Origin of the sequence: Vreelandella populi, assembly GCF_003989825.1 — a bacterium.
Taxonomy (GTDB): domain Bacteria; phylum Pseudomonadota; class Gammaproteobacteria; order Pseudomonadales; family Halomonadaceae; genus Vreelandella; species Vreelandella populi.
Genome location: NZ_RZHE01000004.1, coordinates 1 through 17,071 on the forward strand (window position 1 = coordinate 1; position 17,071 = coordinate 17,071).

The following is a 17,071-nucleotide window of genomic DNA, read 5'->3' on the forward strand; positions in this document are numbered from 1 at the left end:
GACGCATCGTTTAAGGAGGTGATCCAGCCGCAGGTTCCCCTACGGCTACCTTGTTACGACTTCACCCCAGTCATGAACCACACCGTGGTGATCGCCCTCTTGCGTTAGGCTAACCACTTCTGGTGCAGTCCACTCCCATGGTGTGACGGGCGGTGTGTACAAGGCCCGGGAACGTATTCACCGTGACATTCTGATTCACGATTACTAGCGATTCCGACTTCACGGAGTCGAGTTGCAGACTCCGATCCGGACTGAGACCGGCTTTCTGGGATTGGCTTACTCTCGCAAGTTCGCAACCCTTTGTACCGGCCATTGTAGCACGTGTGTAGCCCTACCCGTAAGGGCCATGATGACTTGACGTCGTCCCCACCTTCCTCCGGTTTGTCACCGGCAGTCTCCTTAGAGTTCCCACCATTACGTGCTGGCAAATAAGGACAAGGGTTGCGCTCGTTACGGGACTTAACCCAACATTTCACAACACGAGCTGACGACAGCCATGCAGCACCTGTCTCTGCGTTCCCGAAGGCACCAAGGTATCTCTACCAAGTTCGCAGGATGTCAAGGGTAGGTAAGGTTCTTCGCGTTGCATCGAATTAAACCACATGCTCCACCGCTTGTGCGGGCCCCCGTCAATTCATTTGAGTTTTAACCTTGCGGCCGTACTCCCCAGGCGGTCGACTTATCGCGTTAACTTCGCCACAAAGTGCGCTAGGCACCCAACGGCTGGTCGACATCGTTTACGGCGTGGACTACCAGGGTATCTAATCCTGTTTGCTACCCACGCTTTCGCACCTCAGTGTCAGTGTCAGTCCAGAAGGCCGCCTTCGCCACTGGTATTCCTCCCGATCTCTACGCATTTCACCGCTACACCGGGAATTCTACCTTCCTCTCCTGCACTCTAGCTTGACAGTTCCGGATGCCGTTCCCAGGTTGAGCCCGGGGCTTTCACAACCGGCTTATCAAGCCACCTACGCGCGCTTTACGCCCAGTAATTCCGATTAACGCTTGCACCCTCCGTATTACCGCGGCTGCTGGCACGGAGTTAGCCGGTGCTTCTTCTGCGAGTGATGTCTTTCCTGATGGGTATTAACCACCAGGCGTTCTTCCTCGCTGAAAGTGCTTTACAACCCGAAGGCCTTCTTCACACACGCGGCATGGCTGGATCAGGGTTGCCCCCATTGTCCAATATTCCCCACTGCTGCCTCCCGTAGGAGTTCGGGCCGTGTCTCAGTCCCGATGTGGCTGATCATCCTCTCAGACCAGCTACGGATCGTCGCCTTGGTGAGCCATTACCTCACCAACTAGCTAATCCGACATAGGCTCATCCAATAGCGGGAGCCGAAGCCCCCTTTCTCCCGTAGGACGTATGCGGTATTAGCCTGGGTTTCCCCAGGTTATCCCCCACTACCGGGCAGATTCCTATGCATTACTCACCCGTCCGCCGCTCGTCAGCGTCTAGCAAGCTAGACCTGTTACCGCTCGACTTGCATGTGTTAAGCCTGCCGCCAGCGTTCAATCTGAGCCATGATCAAACTCTTCAGTTTAAAATCATTGTGATCCTTACTCGTTACCCGAAGGTAACAAAAGCGGATCAAACTTGGCTCAAGGTTCAAACGAATTATACTGTGATACTCCGAAGAGTATCGCTGTGTTCGCCTGCCTTGATATTTGGTGACTTGTCACCCTCATCGGCAAACGCCCACATGAATTACCTGATCAAATTGTTAAAGAGCTATCGGAGGGCGTTGCCCGTTCGATGTGGGGCGTATTCTACCCAATTTTCTTGACGGGTCAACAGCTTTTTTGAAATTACTTTAAAGCGCTAGCGTAGCCGTGCAAAACGCCTAGTTCATGGTCACTAGCAGCCAGCAAAGTTAGCATTCGATCACATCAAGACGTGCCAGCAATTCCTGGCGTCTGGATTCAGAGGTGAAGGCTTCTTTCACGGCATTACGGTTAAGTGCCTGGAAAGCTTCCTCATCCCAACCAAATGCTTGAGCACAGGCAATATGATTGGCCAACAGCCCACCGCCGAAGTAAGCGGGATCATCCGAGCTAATCGTTACATTAAGCCCCTTATCCAGAAGGGCAGGCAGTGGATGATTGGTTAATTCATCAACCACTTTCAAACTTACGTTGGAAAGAGGACATACGGTGAGCACCGTTTGCTGCTGATAAAGACGCTCCACCACGTCATCCCTTTCCAGACAGCGGATGCCGTGGTCTATGCGGCATACATCAAGCAAGTCCAATGCCTCAATAATATAAGAAGCAGGCCCCTCTTCGCCCGCATGAGCCACCCGTGCCAAGCCTAACTCTTTGGCACGCTCAAAGACCGCAACAAATTTTGACGGCGGATGATCACGCTCGGCGCTATCCAAGCCAACTGCATCAAGCTCATCCCAGTAAGGCGCGGCCTGCTCTAGCACCTGAAGCGCTTCTTCGGCAGGCCGGTCACGTAAAAAGGCCATGATCATTCCGACACTTAAATCTAAAGATTGCTCAGCCTCTTGCTTGGCACGTAGCAATCCAGACATAACTACATTCAATGAAACGCCACGTTGCAGATGTGCTTGAGGGTCAAAATGCATATCGATATGCACAACGCCTTCACTGCTTGCACGCTTGAAGTAGTCCATAGCCAGGTCGTAAAAATCCTGCTCAAAACAAAGAACACTCATGCCCTGGTAATAGAGATTCAAGAACCCTTGCAGATCCTTAAACTGATAGGCTGCCTTGGCTTCGTCAACCGACAGGTAGGGCAATTCAATACCATTGCGCTCTGCCAGCTCAAACATGAGCTCGGGTTCTAGGGAGCCCTCAATATGTAGATGAAGCTCAACCTTGGGGAGACTACGTAAAAAATCCTGCATAACTTATCCTTAGCGCTCACTGTTAGCGCATTAATTCCCTGGGCCCAGCTTTCCAGCACTTAGGTGCCAGTGGTGTTTTACCTGTTGTGTTAACAAACTTGAACCATGGTGCACAAAAAATATCGCGGTGCGTCCTTCAAGCCAGTGCGAAAGCGTATTAGCGACCGTGTTAGCCGTGGCTTGATCAATAGCTGCAAATGGCTCATCCAGGATAACCACCGATGGATCCATCAAGAGAAGCCTGGCTAGCGCAACTCGCCTGGCCTGACCTCCGGAAAGCTGTTGACCCCGCTCACCGACCGACGTTTCCAGCTGGTGTGGCAAAGATTTCACCCACGTATCGAGTGCTACGGCTTCAAGCGCCTCCCAAAGCGCTTCCTCGCTTGCATCCGGGTTGCCAAGCCGCAAGTTGTCTTCCAGCGACGCATTAAACAAATCCACTTGCTGGGTCAGCAGTACAATACGCTGCGAGCGCTGCTTCTCGGACACGGCGGCAGGTAAACAGCCACCTATATTCACCTCGCCTTGAGAGGCCACAAGCCGCCCGGTTAAAAGTGCCGCCAACGTACTTTTACCTGCCGCTGAATGGCCCGTAATAATAGCTTTCTCACCAGCACCCAACTGAAAAGAAACGTTTTCAAGGGCAGGCATTATATTTGAAGAGTAACGATGCGTTACCGCCTGCACCACTATATCGAGCCCTTCTAGTGGTAACGATTCCTTCTTGAGCAAGGATACTGCAGACCCAAGCCCATTTAATCGCTCGGCTGCAGCAACACTTCCCCCCACACGGGCAAACGCGCCGGGAAGCTGCACAAACACTTCGTTGATACCCAGCAAGATGAGCAGCACCATAACCAGAATTGGCCCAGCAAGCGTACCATCGGTCACCACAAGACCTCCTAGCCAAACAACACCTAGCAATAAAAGCCCGGTGACCACACTGATGATGCTATTGCCTAGCGCTATGCATTTGCCTAACCGGCGTTGATTATTTAGCGCCGCCTCTTCATGCGACTCAATTTGCAGTCGATGCCAGGCAACACTGCGATAAGCGATAAGCTCAGCCGACGCGTGCAATTGATCAACCACAAAACGCCGTAAGCCTTCCTGATCGGCTACCTGTCTATGGCTAGCCGCAAATCCCAAACGGCCCATTCCATAAGTAAGGCCTAGCCAGAGAATAAACAGCACGCCTACTGATGCCAGCGCGATACCAGGCAGCCAAATCGCAATAAAGAGGTTAACCCCCACAATAACAAGCAAGCTGACAACCGGAGGCATCAATAAGCGGAGATACAGATTGTCCAGTGCATCAATATCAGCGGTTAAACGCCCCAACCAATCACTGGCACGATGTCGACGTAGCTCGGCTTCATCCAACTGCATCAGCTGCCCAAATACCCGATATCGCAAATCCGCCAAGAGGCGAAGCACCGTATCATGGTTATAAAGGCGCTCTATATAGCGGGCGACCGTACGTAAAAGGGCAAAAAAACGTATCCCGCCCCCCGGCACATATACATCAAGCCTTGACGGTATGCCCAGAAGTAAGGCGATACCGGCCAAGGCACACGCCGTGATAAACCAGCCGGAAAGTCCTAGCAGTGAAAGACCCGCGGCAAGTGTCAGCCAAATCAGCAACGCACCTACTAAAAAACGTCGGCGCCGTTTCACCATCAAAGCGACCCACGGCGACAACGCATCACGGGTCTGAGAAAACATTTTTAATGATGAGCGCACTTCATGCTTCATGGCGCACCTCTTCTAACCTGCCTGCCCGCAGTTCAAAATGCCGCTTCGCTGCTCTGATAGCCGCAGGATGATGGGTTGCCATAATCAGTGTACGCCCTTGGGCCGCCCATTTAAGCATCGCCTGAATAACCGCTTCCTCAGTGTCTCTATCCAGACTGGCGGTAGGCTCATCCAGCAAAATAAAATTGGCCTCACTCAAGTAAATACGCGCCAAGGCCAGCCGCTGGGCCTGACCACCTGACAAGCCTATTCCACGCTCGCCGATTAGCGTTTCCAGGCCATCAGGCAGCTGAGCAAGCAACGCCCCCAGCCCCGTCTGGTCAAGCGCCCGCTGCATTTCTGCTGTATCAGCCTCCGGGTTAGCCAAGCGCAAGTTGTCCGCCAAGCTTCCATGCAGCAGAGCTGGCTGCTGGTCTAGCCACGCGTAACATGGTGGTGTTAGTTCAAACACTCCCTCAGAGGGGCTTAAAAATCCGGCCAGGAGTGCCAGAAGCGTCGATTTCCCGCTTCCTGAAGGGCCGCTAATGGCAATTATATCGCCATGGTTTATCGTTAAATTCACAGGCCCCAGCACTTGGCCGCGGGCTGCATACTCGACAGAGACATTTTTCAATACAGCGATACTGCTTTCATTTGAAGGCTCAATAAACGCGCACCGTTGGATGCTTGATTCATTAAGAATCGTCACCAGACTTTCCGCCGCCCCGAGCGCTGTGGCGCGATCATGATAATGCTGGGAAAGGGTTCTTAAAGGCTGAAAAAACTCAGGCGCCAGTAGCAAGACCGCCAACCCTGAGAAAAGCGTCAATGAAGCCGTAGGCCCATAGTCAATATACCCAAGCAGGCCAAAACCTACGTACATTGCCACGACGGCAATCGCCACCGAGGCAAAAAATTCCAGTACGGCAGAGGATAAAAACGCCAGGCGCAAGGTGCGCATACTCAATTGCCGATAGTCATCGGTCGCCCACCACACGTCTCTGTGGGCACTTTGTGTTCTTCCAAAAAGCTGGAGTGTCGCCATCCCACGAACACGATCAAGAAAATGCGCAGAAAGCCGAGCTACCGCTGCAAACTGATCGCGATTGACGCGCTCCGCCCCCATACCTACCAGTGCCATAAAGAGAGGAATGATCGGCGCGGAAATCAATAAAAAGATCGCCACCAGATAATCCAGTTTGAGCACCACGCATAGAATCACCAACGGCAAAAGTAAAACAATCCGTTGCTGTGTATAAAAACGCGAAAAGTAGCCGTCGAGCGCTTCGATATTTTCAACGGCCTGGGTCGCCAAGGCGCCGCTTTGGTGATAAGCGAGCCATACTGGGCCGAGCGCCCAGAACTTATCCAGCATCTGGCGACGCGCATAGCGGCGTATGCGCAAGCTTGCTTCCAGGCTAATAACCTCCTGCCCCCACTGACATATGCCACGCCCTATGACACAAAGCGCCAGCAGGGCCAGAACATTAACCAACTGATAAGGCGTTTGATGGTGAACTATCAGTTGCTCTACCAGCCACGCCACGCCCACTACAATGATAACTGTCTGCACACCTGCCAAAACGCCAAGAAAAGCGGCGAGATATAATCTTCGCCGCTCTAAGGTTGCTAACGTTTTTAACCAGGAGCGCGCGGTTAACGGCTGCTCCGTCATCTTGCTGCCCCTGACTTAATGATACCCCTCACCCACACGTACCTTGCCGCGAAACACCCAATAGGTCCATGCGGTATACATAAGGATGACAGGGATAACAAACAGCATACCGATCAGTAGGAAAAGTTGCGACCCAGGCGCTGACGCCGCATCCCACAATGTGTAGTTGGGCGGAACAATCATGGGCCATTGACTTACAATCAAGCCAAGATAGGTAAATACGTAGATGCCGATTGTGGCGAGAAAGGGATAGCTCTCACGGCGCTGCTTCACCGACCGGAAGACCAGGAAGGCAAAGAAAAGCGCCATCGCAGGAAAAATCCAGATCAAGCGTAGATTACCGAACCAGCGCTCCCAGACGACCTGATTCACAAAAGGCGTCCAGATACTGACGATCGCGAAGACCACAAGCACAATGCCCAGCAACATGGGAGTGATTTTATAAGCCCAATCCTGAATATGACCTTCTGACTTAAGAATCAGCCACGTAGAGCCCAAAAGTGCATAACCCGCCATTAGCCCTAACCCCGTTACCACCGTAAATGGGGTTAACCAATCAAAGGCACCACCAGTATAAACAAAATCTTCGGTTTGAAAGCCTTGAATATAAGCACCGACCACAACACCTTGTGCAAAAGCAGCGATCGCAGAACCCCAGGAAAACGCCCGGTTCCACCAGTGGCGGTTACGACGTGATTTAAACCGGAGTTCAAATGCAACGCCCCGAAAAATAAGCCCGGCCAACATTAAGAAAACGCCGATATACAGTGCTGGTAAGAAAATCGAGTAAACTAACGGAAAAGCCGCCAATAAGCCTGCTCCACCTAAGACTAGCCATGTTTCGTTACCGTCCCATACCGGCGCCACAGAGTTCATCATGACATCGCGAGCGTCTTCATCGGGCGCAAAAGGAAAAAGAATACCTAAGCCTAAGTCAAAACCATCCATTAGCACGTACATAATAACGCTGAACCCGATAATGACAGCCCAGATAATCGACAGATCAAACGTTTCCATGATTAGCTCCTCACCGGATCGACGTCATCATCAAAAGGGGTATGGGCAGCAGAAAGAGGCCGCTTAGGACGATCAGCATCCCTATCAACCGACGCATGCTCATGCGCAGGCAGCATACCGTTACGAACAACCCGAGTTAGGTAATAGACACCGGCGTAAAAGACAACAGCATAGACCAATACATAACCAATCAAAGTGAACAACGCCATCCACCCTGTCAGCGAAGGGGTAATACCATCAGCGTGGGACATAATGCCGTATACCAGCCATGGCGCCCGCCCCGACTCGGTCACAATCCAACCGGCTAGCACCGCAATAAACGGCAATGAAATCATGCCAACTAGTGTTTTAAGAAATAAGCGATTCTCGTAGATGCGATCTTTACGGCGCAGTATCAAGCCAGTGAAGGCAGTGGCAATCATCAATAAACCAATCCCCACCATCACCCGGAACGCCCAGAAAACAATCATGACCGGTGGCTGCTCTTCAGGGGGCGCTTCGCTAATGCCCGGAATTTCCCCATCAATCGAGTGAGTAAGAATCAGGCTTGCAAGGTTTGGAATTCCAACAGCAAACCGGTTCTCCTGGGCCTCTTGATCAGGTAAAGCAAACAGTAGTAATGGTACGTTGGTAGCTGTCTCCCAATGTCCTTCTATTGCAGCCACTTTGGTAGGCTGGTACTCAAGAGTATTTACGCCATGAAAATCACCTACCACCGCCTGGAGAGGCGTCAGAAACAGTAGCAGCCACAAACACATTGAAAGCGCCCGCCGATTGGCTTCCGGGTCGCGGCCACGCAGTAAAAACCAGGCACTCACCCCAGCCACCACAAACCCACCGGTAATAAAGGAAGCGATGGCCATGTGGGAGAAGCGATAAGGGAAAGAGGGGTTAAAGATTGCCTCGCGCCAGGAAGTCACGTGGAAGCGGTTATCGATAAGCTCAACACCTGCCGGTGTATGCATCCAGCTGTTTGCTGACAATATCCAGAAAGCTGAAATAAACGTACCGATCGCCACTATCGTCGCTGCCATTAAATGGATGCCTTGAGGGACTTTTCCACGACCAAAAAGTAATATGCCCAGAAAGGCTGCTTCAAGAAAGAACGCCGTGACCACTTCATAACTTAGCACTGGGCCTATAAAATTAGAGGCTGCTAAGGAGAAGTTGCTCCAGTTTGTCCCGAACTGAAAGGACATGACGACCCCCGACACAACCCCCATCCCGAAGACCACCGCAAACACTTTCGTCCAAAACAGCGCCAAACGATCCCAGGCAGGGTTTTGCGTTTTGAAAAATAGCCCTTGTAGCAAGGCTATGTAAGAGGCCAACCCGATGGTAAACACCGGGAAGATTGCATGGAAAGAGACGACGAACGCGAATTGAATTCGCGACAGCACCAAGGGATCGAGTTCCATTACACGCTCCTAAGACCTGAATTAATATCCTGTTCATGGTTATTACAAGCTTAGTCGCGCCACATAGGCACCGCATTTTAGTTATAAGCCCTAAGCTTATTCTTTACTTATGTTGCCATCTTACTGCCTTTATACTCACTATACATTGCCCCACCTTTCTCAAAACGTGTCTCATTGACGCACGTCAAACAACACCGCAATTTATCAAGATAGAACAACAATACTGACCATATAGCCGGTATAAGCAATAAACAGGGTAAATAACACGCCACCCTCTAAACGGTTAATGCGGCGAGGCCGGCCGCGCCAGGAAAACGCGAACAGAATCATTAGAAGCGTCATGCATGTCATGATGCTCCAGTCACGCACCAGCACTTCTCGCCCGGCATCGATAGGCGCAATGACCCCAGCAAGGCCCACCACAGCCAAGCTATTAAACAGATTCGACCCCACCACGTTACCCAGTACCATATCGTGCTCCTTGCGGCGCAGAGCACTGATGGATGACGCAAGTTCGGGTAGCGAAGTCCCCACCGCCACGACCGTAAGCCCGATAATCAGGTCGCTGACCCCAAAACGCTGTGCGATTTCCACGGCGCCCCACACCAACAGGCGCGAGCTAACAATCAGCAGTACCAAACCAATAAGCGTCCACATGATGGCCTTACCGCGCGACATTGGCTTGCTGTCTAGCGAGTCGGCCACATCGCCAATCAAGGGGTCATCGGCTGACTGTTTTTTTGAGCGAACAATGCTTACGGTAATAAACACAACCAACACGACCAGCAAAATGGCCGCTTCCCAGCGCGACACCCAGCCATCCCAAAGCATGCCCCCCGTAATCAGCGTGACCAGTACCAGTATCGGCATCTCTTTACGAATCACGCTGGAGTGCACGGCCAAAGGAGCAATCAGTGCTACAAAACCCAGCACCAGGCCAATATTGGCAATATTGGAACCATAAGCATTACCCACCGCCAGGCCCGGGTTGCCTTGTAACGCCGCCAGCACTGATACCATCATTTCAGGAGCAGACGTGCCAAAACCGATGACCAGCATGCCGATCAGCAAAGGAGACAAGCCCAGCCAGCGTGACGTTGCAGCGGCGCCGTCCACGAACTTTTCCGCACTCCAAATCAGCAGTACCAGCCCGATCACGACACCTACTAGGGGAAGTAACATTTCATTTCCTTATTGACAGAATATTAGGCACTATCGCGGCTGCATCCTTGACTAAGAGGATACGCTGGTCAAGCGCTGATATAAGCTAGTATTGAAGTATTAAGTAATTGACAGTCAAGTAGGCAGCACCGTATTAGTTTTACTTTAAATTCGAAGTGAGAGTGTCGCATTTGCCCCACTACCGTTTAATGAAACGCCCTGCGCTACTGATCAACACACCGTTGGTGGACCGCTTACCTCCTGAAGCGCGTGTTCAGCGCAGGCGTTTACGCGCCTGCCATGAGTGTGACTGGGTTTCAGCCCTGCCGCCACTTGGCTCAGGAGAGAAAGCCAGCTGCCCACGCTGCGGGCATGTTCTGGTAAAACGTCATCGTTACCCTGCCCAACGTAGCATGGCACTTGCTATTGCAGCACTCATCGCCTTGCTAGTGGCTGTATCGTTCCCTTTCGTCAGCTTCAGTGTCAGCGGCGTGAGCAATCGTATCGAGCTTTCCCAAACGGCCACCACGCTCATTGCCTTTCACCAGCCAATTGTTGGCATCATTGTCATCATGACGATTGCCGTGCTACCCGCCATTTATTTACTTAACGTCATCTGGTTGCAGCTAGGCCTTTTACATGGCAAGCCACTGTATTTTAGTCGCGATATCGCTCGTTCACTGGCTCATTTAACGCCCTGGATGATGGCGGATGTATTTATCATCGGGGCGTTGGTCAGTTTGATCAAAATAGCGGGCATGGCGGAAATTGAGTTGGGCGTTTCGTTTTGGGGGTTTTGTGTATTTACCATTCTATTGTTGATGACAATTCAGTCTATTGACGCCGACTGGATGTGGTTTTCGTTAGAAGGCGAACCCCTGGCCCCAGAAAACACACAAACAGGCGCCACGGCCGCTAGCCAGCATTTAACGGGTTGCCCTACTTGTGGGCTAATTAACGCACTGCCCCCTGGCCGGAAGTCTCGCTGTATACGCTGCCATGAAAAACTCCACCCCCGGCTGCCAAATAGCCTTCAGCGCACTTGGGCGCTATTAGGCGCGGCCACGATAATGTACATACCGGCAAATGTTTACCCCATCATGACCACGACAAGCCTTGGTCATAGCGGTTCGTCCACGATTGTTGGTGGTGTGGTCGAATTAATACAGATGGGCTCCTGGCCGGTGGCCGCCATTATCTTCATTGCCAGCGTTATCGTTCCGGTAGGCAAGCTATTGGCGCTTTCCTGGCTGTGTATTGCCGTACAGCGCAGCGATAGACCCAACAGCATCAGTCGTACCAAACTTTATCGGATTACTGAATTTATCGGCCGCTGGTCGATGGTGGATGTCTTCGTGGTCGCCATTCTGGTCGCCTTGATTCGCGCCGGCTCACTGATGTCCATCACCCCAGGGCCGGCAGCACTGGCGTTTGGTTCAGTGGTGGTTTTAACCATGCTGGCCGCCATGACATTTGACCCCCGCTTGATATGGGACGCACCCCAAGTAGATGCATCCCCATCAGATCATAGCCATCCAGGGAGCCATTAATGGGTAACGAAACCCCGACTTTCAATGAAGAGCCTGATCTCAACAAGGCCAAGTCTTCACGCCAAACACGTCTTTCGCCCATCTGGATAGTACCTATAGTAGCCATCATCATTGGCTTATGGCTGGTGTACGATAATTACACTAGCCGTGGCACCGTGATTACCTTAACCATGAATAACGCCGAAGGCATCGAAGCAGGCAATACGTTAATTCGTAGCCGCAACGTTGAGATTGGGTTTGTACAAAGCGTGCAGCTTTCCGATGACTTAAGCCATGCTGTCATTACAGCGCGCATTCAGCCTCAGGCGGACTCCATGTTACGTGAGGATAGCCGCTTCTGGGTGGTCAAACCGCGTATTGGACGTGAAGGTATTAGTGGCCTGGGCACCGTGCTATCGGGCGCTTATATTCAGCTAGAACCTGGAAACTTAGAAGAGCAACGCCGTGAGTTTCCAGTTAGTGATGCCCCACCGGTCGCTACAGCGGGCATGGCTGGACTTAACATCAGCTTAATCAGCCAACTGGGCAACTCTCTACGCGTTGGAGATCCGATCTCCTACCAAGGTTACACCGTAGGTCGCGTGGAAGAGACCAGCTTTGACCCGGAATTGCGTACGATGCACCACCAGATCTTCATTGAGGAGCCTTACGCACAGCTTGTAACGGACAGTACTCGCTTTTGGACGTCCAGCGCTGTCGATTTCCGCCTAGATGCCAATGGTTTTCGAGTGAACGTAGAGTCGTTTGAAGCCTTGCTGGGCGGTGGTGTAACCTTCGGCGTGCCAGAAGACTTACCCATGGGGCGTCCGGTTGAACCAGGTGCCCAATTCAATCTTTATAGTGACGAAGACGATGCACGAGAAGGTACGTTTAACCGGTATCTGGAGTACGTGCTTCTAGTGGATGAGACAGTACGTGGCCTGTCACGCGGCGCGCCGGTTGAATTTCGTGGTGTGCGCATGGGCACCGTAGCCGCTGTTCCCTGGAAGTTTACCGCCGCCCAGCCTGATTCTCGTGCCCGTTTCGCCATCCCCGTGCTGATTCGCATTGAGCCTCAGCGCATGGGAATTGAAAATAGCGATATTGATCTGGATGAGTGGGAAGCACGTTTTAATCGCATGTTTGCCCTCGGGCTTCGCGCCTCGCTTAAAAATGCCAACCTCCTAACCGGGGCGCTATTCGTAGACCTTAATTTCCAGCGCGATGCGGATGCACCGTACATAGCTGAAACGTTTTCTGACCGCACGGTTTTCCCGACCGTAGCCGGTGGCTTTGCCCAGATTCAGGCGCAGATAACCGATCTGTTGGATAAACTAAATGCCCTTGAAGTGGAACCCCTGCTGGCCGGTCTGGATCGCAACCTGCAAGCTTCGGAAAGCATGTTGAATGAAGTGCGCGAGGTAAGCACCTCACTAAACCAGCTGCTTAGTGACCCTGACACCCAGGCAGTCGGCGGCAATCTTAACGCCACCCTTGAAGAACTGCGCGGTACCTTGCAGGGCGTTTCGCCCTCCTCACCGGCATATCAGGATTTAACCTCAGCTATTGAACGCCTGGATCGGTTGATGCGAGACCTGCAGCCGCTGACCCGCACCCTAAATGAAAATCCGCGGGCACTGCTGTTTGATAATCTGGATACTCAAGACCCCATACCGCGTGCACCGCGCTAAGAAGGATAACGCCATGCGCCTATTACATTTGAAGTGTTTATCGCTAATCGGCTTATGCCTTGCACTGGCGGCCTGTGCAAGTAGTGTGACGCCACCCGCACGTTACAAGCTGCCGGAAAGTCAGCTGGTCAATACGCCCAGCAACCCTCAGGGCACGCTGCAAGTACGCGCGCCGCGCCTTGCCCACTATCTGGATGTTGACGGCATCGTCATGCAGTTGGATGACATCACGCTTAACGAGGCGCGTGAGCATCAGTGGGCGGAAAGCATTGGTCGTCAGCTAGCACGCAATTTGCGCACACAGCTATCGCAAGCGCTGCCCTCCATTCGCGTGATACGAGATGATGGTGGCCAGCCAGGAGCGCTTACCCTGCGCATTGATGTCGACCAGTTTCAGGGGCGTCATGACGGAATCGCGGTTGCAAGTGGCCAATGGCAGTTACGCAATCCTGATGATGAGCTTCTGGTAATGGAAAGCTTTTCTGCTCAGACGGCATTGGATGATGATGGCTATCCTGCCCTGGTACGTGCGCTGAGCGCCAGCTGGGACAAGGTTGCCAAACAAATTGCTGACCAGATAAACCAAGGCCGTTATTTCACTGAACGTTGATTGAGCTTGAATACTCACGCAATCAATCCTGACGAGAATGCCCGCTTGGTAACATCTTCATGTTACACTGCGGGCATATTTTGAATGCCGATATTACGTTGTCCCCATTGCCCAATGCCCGTCTCTTCCATACTGATCACATAAATTCATGGTCATACGTGGCTAATCAACGATCATCGCGGCCTAGCGAATTATCTGGCAAACTTCGCTGCGCGACGGTAATCATCCTCGCCTTTTGTAAAAATTACGCCTAATGCAATGCTTTAATAAAGCGGTTGCCCTATTAGGCAATTGCGGAGAACGCATGAGCTTTTCTGAACTTGGTTTGCACGACGATTTATTACGTGCCATTACTGCACAAGGCTATACCCAGCCGACCCCTATTCAATTAAAGGCCATTCCGGTTGTTCTGGAAGGCCGTGATCTGCTTGCAAGCGCCCAGACAGGCACAGGTAAAACGGCAGGCTTTACGCTTCCCATGCTGCAGCGACTTTCTGGCGGCAAGCGCCCAGGAAAACGCCAGGTTCGCGCTCTGGTACTGACCCCCACGCGAGAGCTTGCTGCTCAGGTAGGTGAAAGTGTGGCCGCTTATGGCCAACATTTGGCACTGCGTTCACACATTATTTTTGGTGGCGTTGGTCAACAGCCCCAAGTGGACGCGCTTAAAGCGGGTTTGGACGTCCTTATTGCCACACCAGGTCGTCTACTGGATTTACAGCAACAGGGCTATGTAGATCTTTCAGCCGTTGAAATCCTGGTACTTGATGAAGCCGATCGCATGCTGGACATGGGGTTTATTCACGATATTAAACGCCTGCTACGCTTGGTACCCAAACAGCGTCAAAATCTGCTGTTCTCTGCCACGTTTTCAAATGAAATTCAAACACTGGCCCAGCAACTGCTCAACAACCCGGCCCTGATTGAAGTGGCACCCCGTAACACGACAGCAGAGAAGATCGAACAGGCTGTTTACCGCGTCGACCGAGATAAAAAGCGCGAACTTCTGGCGCACCTGATTCAACGTCATGGCTGGTTTCAGGTATTGGTATTTACCCGCACCAAGCATGGCGCCAACCGGCTTGCCGAGCAGCTGTCCAAGCAGGATATTCCGGCCATGGCCATTCATGGCAATAAAAGCCAGGGTGCGCGTACCCGTGCTCTAGGTGCGTTCAAAAGCGGCGACCTGCAAGTGCTGGTAGCGACTGATATCGCTGCACGCGGGCTCGATATCAGTGAGCTCCCCCACGTCGTCAACTTTGACTTGCCTAACGTGGCCGAAGATTACGTACACCGCATCGGGCGTACCGGTCGCGCGGGCAGTAACGGCGAAGCGGTTTCCCTTGTATGTGTGGATGAGCACGGCCTGCTGGGCAATATTGAGCGCCTGATCAAGCAGAACCTTCCCAAGCATATTGAACCAGGCTTTGAGCCCGACCCCAATGCCAAGCCAGAGCCCATTGAGAACGGCCGTCGTCAGCCTCAGGCTCGCCGTAAGCCCAGTCGTGAAGCTGCAAAACCCAGCGGTGAACGTCGCCGCCGCGCACGCCGCTAGCCCGCTGACAAGGAATATGCGATGGTTACCCCCTCGCATATTCTCATGCGTTGAATAAAACATTATCAGGGAGCGATCATGTCCTCGTCTCAATATATTGCTGAATATCGTCAGTGGCTTACCTTTCAGCGCCAGGAACAGCTTAGCCGTGAGCATCAAGGCGTTTCGCAACGTTTAGAAGATGCCCGTGCCTCCTCTAAACAGGTGGTGCAGGCCTATCGTAGCATGGCCGAAAAAGCCTCCAACGAAGGCGCCTGTTACCGAACGCTATTCTTGCGTGAGCGCGATAACGAACAAGCACTGCCGTGTGAAGGCTGGCTGTTTATCAGGCGCGTACTTAGCGAAGACAACAGTACGCGCGTTCGCGCTACGCTGATTGAAACCTTTACCTTGGAAGACGGCATCATGGCCCCGGGTGACAAACCCGCTCAGAAAGTCACGCTTGAGATATTCGATAAGATCGATATCAACAAGGGCATGCGTACCAGCGTGCGTGTTGACTGTCTGGAAACGCCTAAGGACTACCACTTCATCACATTACTTGATGCCGTGCGCGGTGATTTACGCCCTTACCTCAAGTAAAATGTCATGTTAGCCCGTCGTTCGCTTACCTTTATCTTACTGATGATCGTGGTGGGACTGAATTTGCGTCCCGCGCTCTCATCAGTCGCTCCTTTGCTTGCTCGATTGCAGGAAACCGCTGGCCTTTCGGCTGCCGCCGCAGGCGTGCTTACTACACTGCCAGTGCTTTTTTTAGGCTTAAGCGCTCCACTCGCTCCGCTACTGGCGCAGCGCTTAGGTAGTGAGCGTGCGCTTAGTGCCGCATTGCTACTGCTGGCGGCAGGCTTGATACTTCGCGGTTTACCACTACCTGGAGTGCTGTTCATTGGCTCAGCCATGGCGGGCGGGGCTATCGGTATTAGTGGCACCTTGTTACCTGCCCTGGTCAAGCGCGAACTGCCTGAAAGTGCCGACTTACTGACCGGCCTTTACACCATGGCGCTCTGCCTGGGGGGCGCCCTAGGCGCCGGACTTAGCGTACCCCTTACTCTGTGGTTAGGCAGCTGGCAGGCAAGTTTAATGAGCTGGTCGCTGCTCGCCCTGATCGCCCTTATAGTTTGGCATTTTCAGATGCCCAACACGCATGCTCAAGGCACAGTTAAAGCACCTTCAGGCCTTCTGCGGCTATTGAGCAAACCGCTGACGTGGCAAGTTATGTTGTTTATGGGTATTCAATCATCCATGGCCTACATCGTGTTTGGCTGGCTGCCTACGCTGCTAATTGATCGTGGCTACGATGAAGCCAGCGCAGGGTGGACCATGGCAATTTCCATCATGTGCCAGTTGGCCTCAGCCTTGGGTGCGCCCTGGCTTGCTCGTCTGGGCCATGACCAACGCCCCGCCTTACTACTGGTACTCTCTTGCACGGCGCTGGGACTTTGGATGCTGCTGATTGCGCCTTTAGTCTGGAAATGGCCAGGCGCCGTTTTCCTAGGCCTGGGTCAGGGCGGAAGTTTTAGCTTGGCACTTAGCCTTTTAGTATTGCGAACCTCAAACTCGCGCCTAGCGGGCCAGCTATCCGGTCTGGTTCAGGGAGGCGGCTACGTAATTGCAGCTCTTGGTCCTTTTGGCGTCGGGCTACTACTACAAGCGGGTATTCACGCCGACTATATTGCCTGGCTACTAATTTTCTTAGTAGGTGTCTGCTGTGGCTTTGCTCTTCTGGTTGGGCGCAAGCGTCAATTGGACGACCAGGACGGCGTACTAAAGATTCATTATCATTAGCCTGGGCCTATCTCCAGGTGCGTTAG

The 17,071-nt window shown here is 52.5% G+C and carries 12 protein-coding genes and 1 rRNA gene; 6 read left to right on the forward strand and 7 right to left on the reverse strand.

Features of this window, described 5'->3' with window-relative positions; all coding sequences use genetic code 11:
* Positions 1–11 precede the first annotated feature (11 nt).
* The 7 genes from ELY25_RS03100 to ELY25_RS03130 form a co-directional block, all read right to left on the reverse strand.
* A 16S ribosomal RNA gene (locus ELY25_RS03100) occupies positions 12–1,544 on the reverse strand.
* Between the two features lie 330 nt (positions 1,545–1,874).
* The gene (locus tag ELY25_RS03105) at positions 1,875–2,873 is read right to left on the reverse strand and encodes an adenosine deaminase (RefSeq protein ID WP_126949830.1); all 999 of its coding nucleotides are present in this window, start codon (positions 2,871–2,873) and stop codon (positions 1,875–1,877) included.
* Between the two features lie 30 nt (positions 2,874–2,903).
* Entirely contained in the window at positions 2,904–4,628 is a 1,725-nt protein-coding gene (cydC, locus tag ELY25_RS03110; protein WP_126949831.1) for a thiol reductant ABC exporter subunit CydC, read from the reverse strand.
* The gene (cydD, locus tag ELY25_RS03115; RefSeq protein WP_126949832.1) at positions 4,618–6,282 is read right to left on the reverse strand and encodes a thiol reductant ABC exporter subunit CydD; all 1,665 of its coding nucleotides are present in this window, start codon (positions 6,280–6,282) and stop codon (positions 4,618–4,620) included. The genes cydC and cydD overlap by 11 nt, the downstream gene beginning before the upstream one ends.
* Positions 6,283–6,297: 15 nt before the next feature.
* On the reverse strand, positions 6,298–7,299 hold the full coding sequence (cydB, locus tag ELY25_RS03120) for a cytochrome d ubiquinol oxidase subunit II (RefSeq protein WP_126949833.1): 1,002 nt from the start codon (positions 7,297–7,299) through the stop codon (positions 6,298–6,300).
* A gap of 2 nt (positions 7,300–7,301) precedes the next feature.
* The gene (locus ELY25_RS03125) at positions 7,302–8,717 is read right to left on the reverse strand and encodes a cytochrome ubiquinol oxidase subunit I (protein ID WP_126949834.1); all 1,416 of its coding nucleotides are present in this window, start codon (positions 8,715–8,717) and stop codon (positions 7,302–7,304) included.
* Between the two features lie 204 nt (positions 8,718–8,921).
* Positions 8,922–9,899, reverse strand: a complete 978-nt coding sequence (locus ELY25_RS03130; RefSeq protein ID WP_126949835.1) for a calcium/sodium antiporter — start codon at positions 9,897–9,899, stop codon at positions 8,922–8,924.
* A gap of 188 nt (positions 9,900–10,087) precedes the next feature.
* On the opposite strand from ELY25_RS03130, the gene ELY25_RS03135 reads away from it, so the two are divergent.
* From ELY25_RS03135 to ELY25_RS03160, 6 genes are all read left to right on the forward strand, one after another.
* A complete protein-coding gene (locus ELY25_RS03135) occupies positions 10,088–11,428 on the forward strand; it encodes a paraquat-inducible protein A (RefSeq protein WP_126950118.1) in 1,341 nt (446 codons plus the stop codon).
* Positions 11,428–13,098, forward strand: a complete 1,671-nt coding sequence (gene pqiB / locus ELY25_RS03140) for an intermembrane transport protein PqiB (protein WP_126949836.1) — start codon at positions 11,428–11,430, stop codon at positions 13,096–13,098. The genes ELY25_RS03135 and pqiB overlap by 1 nt, the downstream gene beginning before the upstream one ends.
* A 13-nt stretch (positions 13,099–13,111) precedes the next feature.
* Positions 13,112–13,708, forward strand: a complete 597-nt coding sequence (locus ELY25_RS03145) for a PqiC family protein (RefSeq protein ID WP_126949837.1) — start codon at positions 13,112–13,114, stop codon at positions 13,706–13,708.
* A 304-nt stretch (positions 13,709–14,012) separates the two neighbouring features.
* Positions 14,013–15,260 (forward strand): DEAD/DEAH box helicase, encoded by a 1,248-nt coding sequence (locus tag ELY25_RS03150; RefSeq protein WP_126949838.1) that lies wholly within the window; start codon positions 14,013–14,015, stop codon positions 15,258–15,260.
* 78 nt (positions 15,261–15,338) lie between these two features.
* Positions 15,339–15,842: a hypothetical protein gene (locus tag ELY25_RS03155; protein ID WP_126949839.1), complete on the forward strand. Its 504-nt coding sequence runs from the start codon at positions 15,339–15,341 to the stop codon at positions 15,840–15,842.
* A 6-nt stretch (positions 15,843–15,848) separates the two neighbouring features.
* Positions 15,849–17,045, forward strand: a complete 1,197-nt coding sequence (locus ELY25_RS03160) for an MFS transporter (protein ID WP_126949840.1) — start codon at positions 15,849–15,851, stop codon at positions 17,043–17,045.
* Positions 17,046–17,071 lie beyond the last annotated feature (26 nt).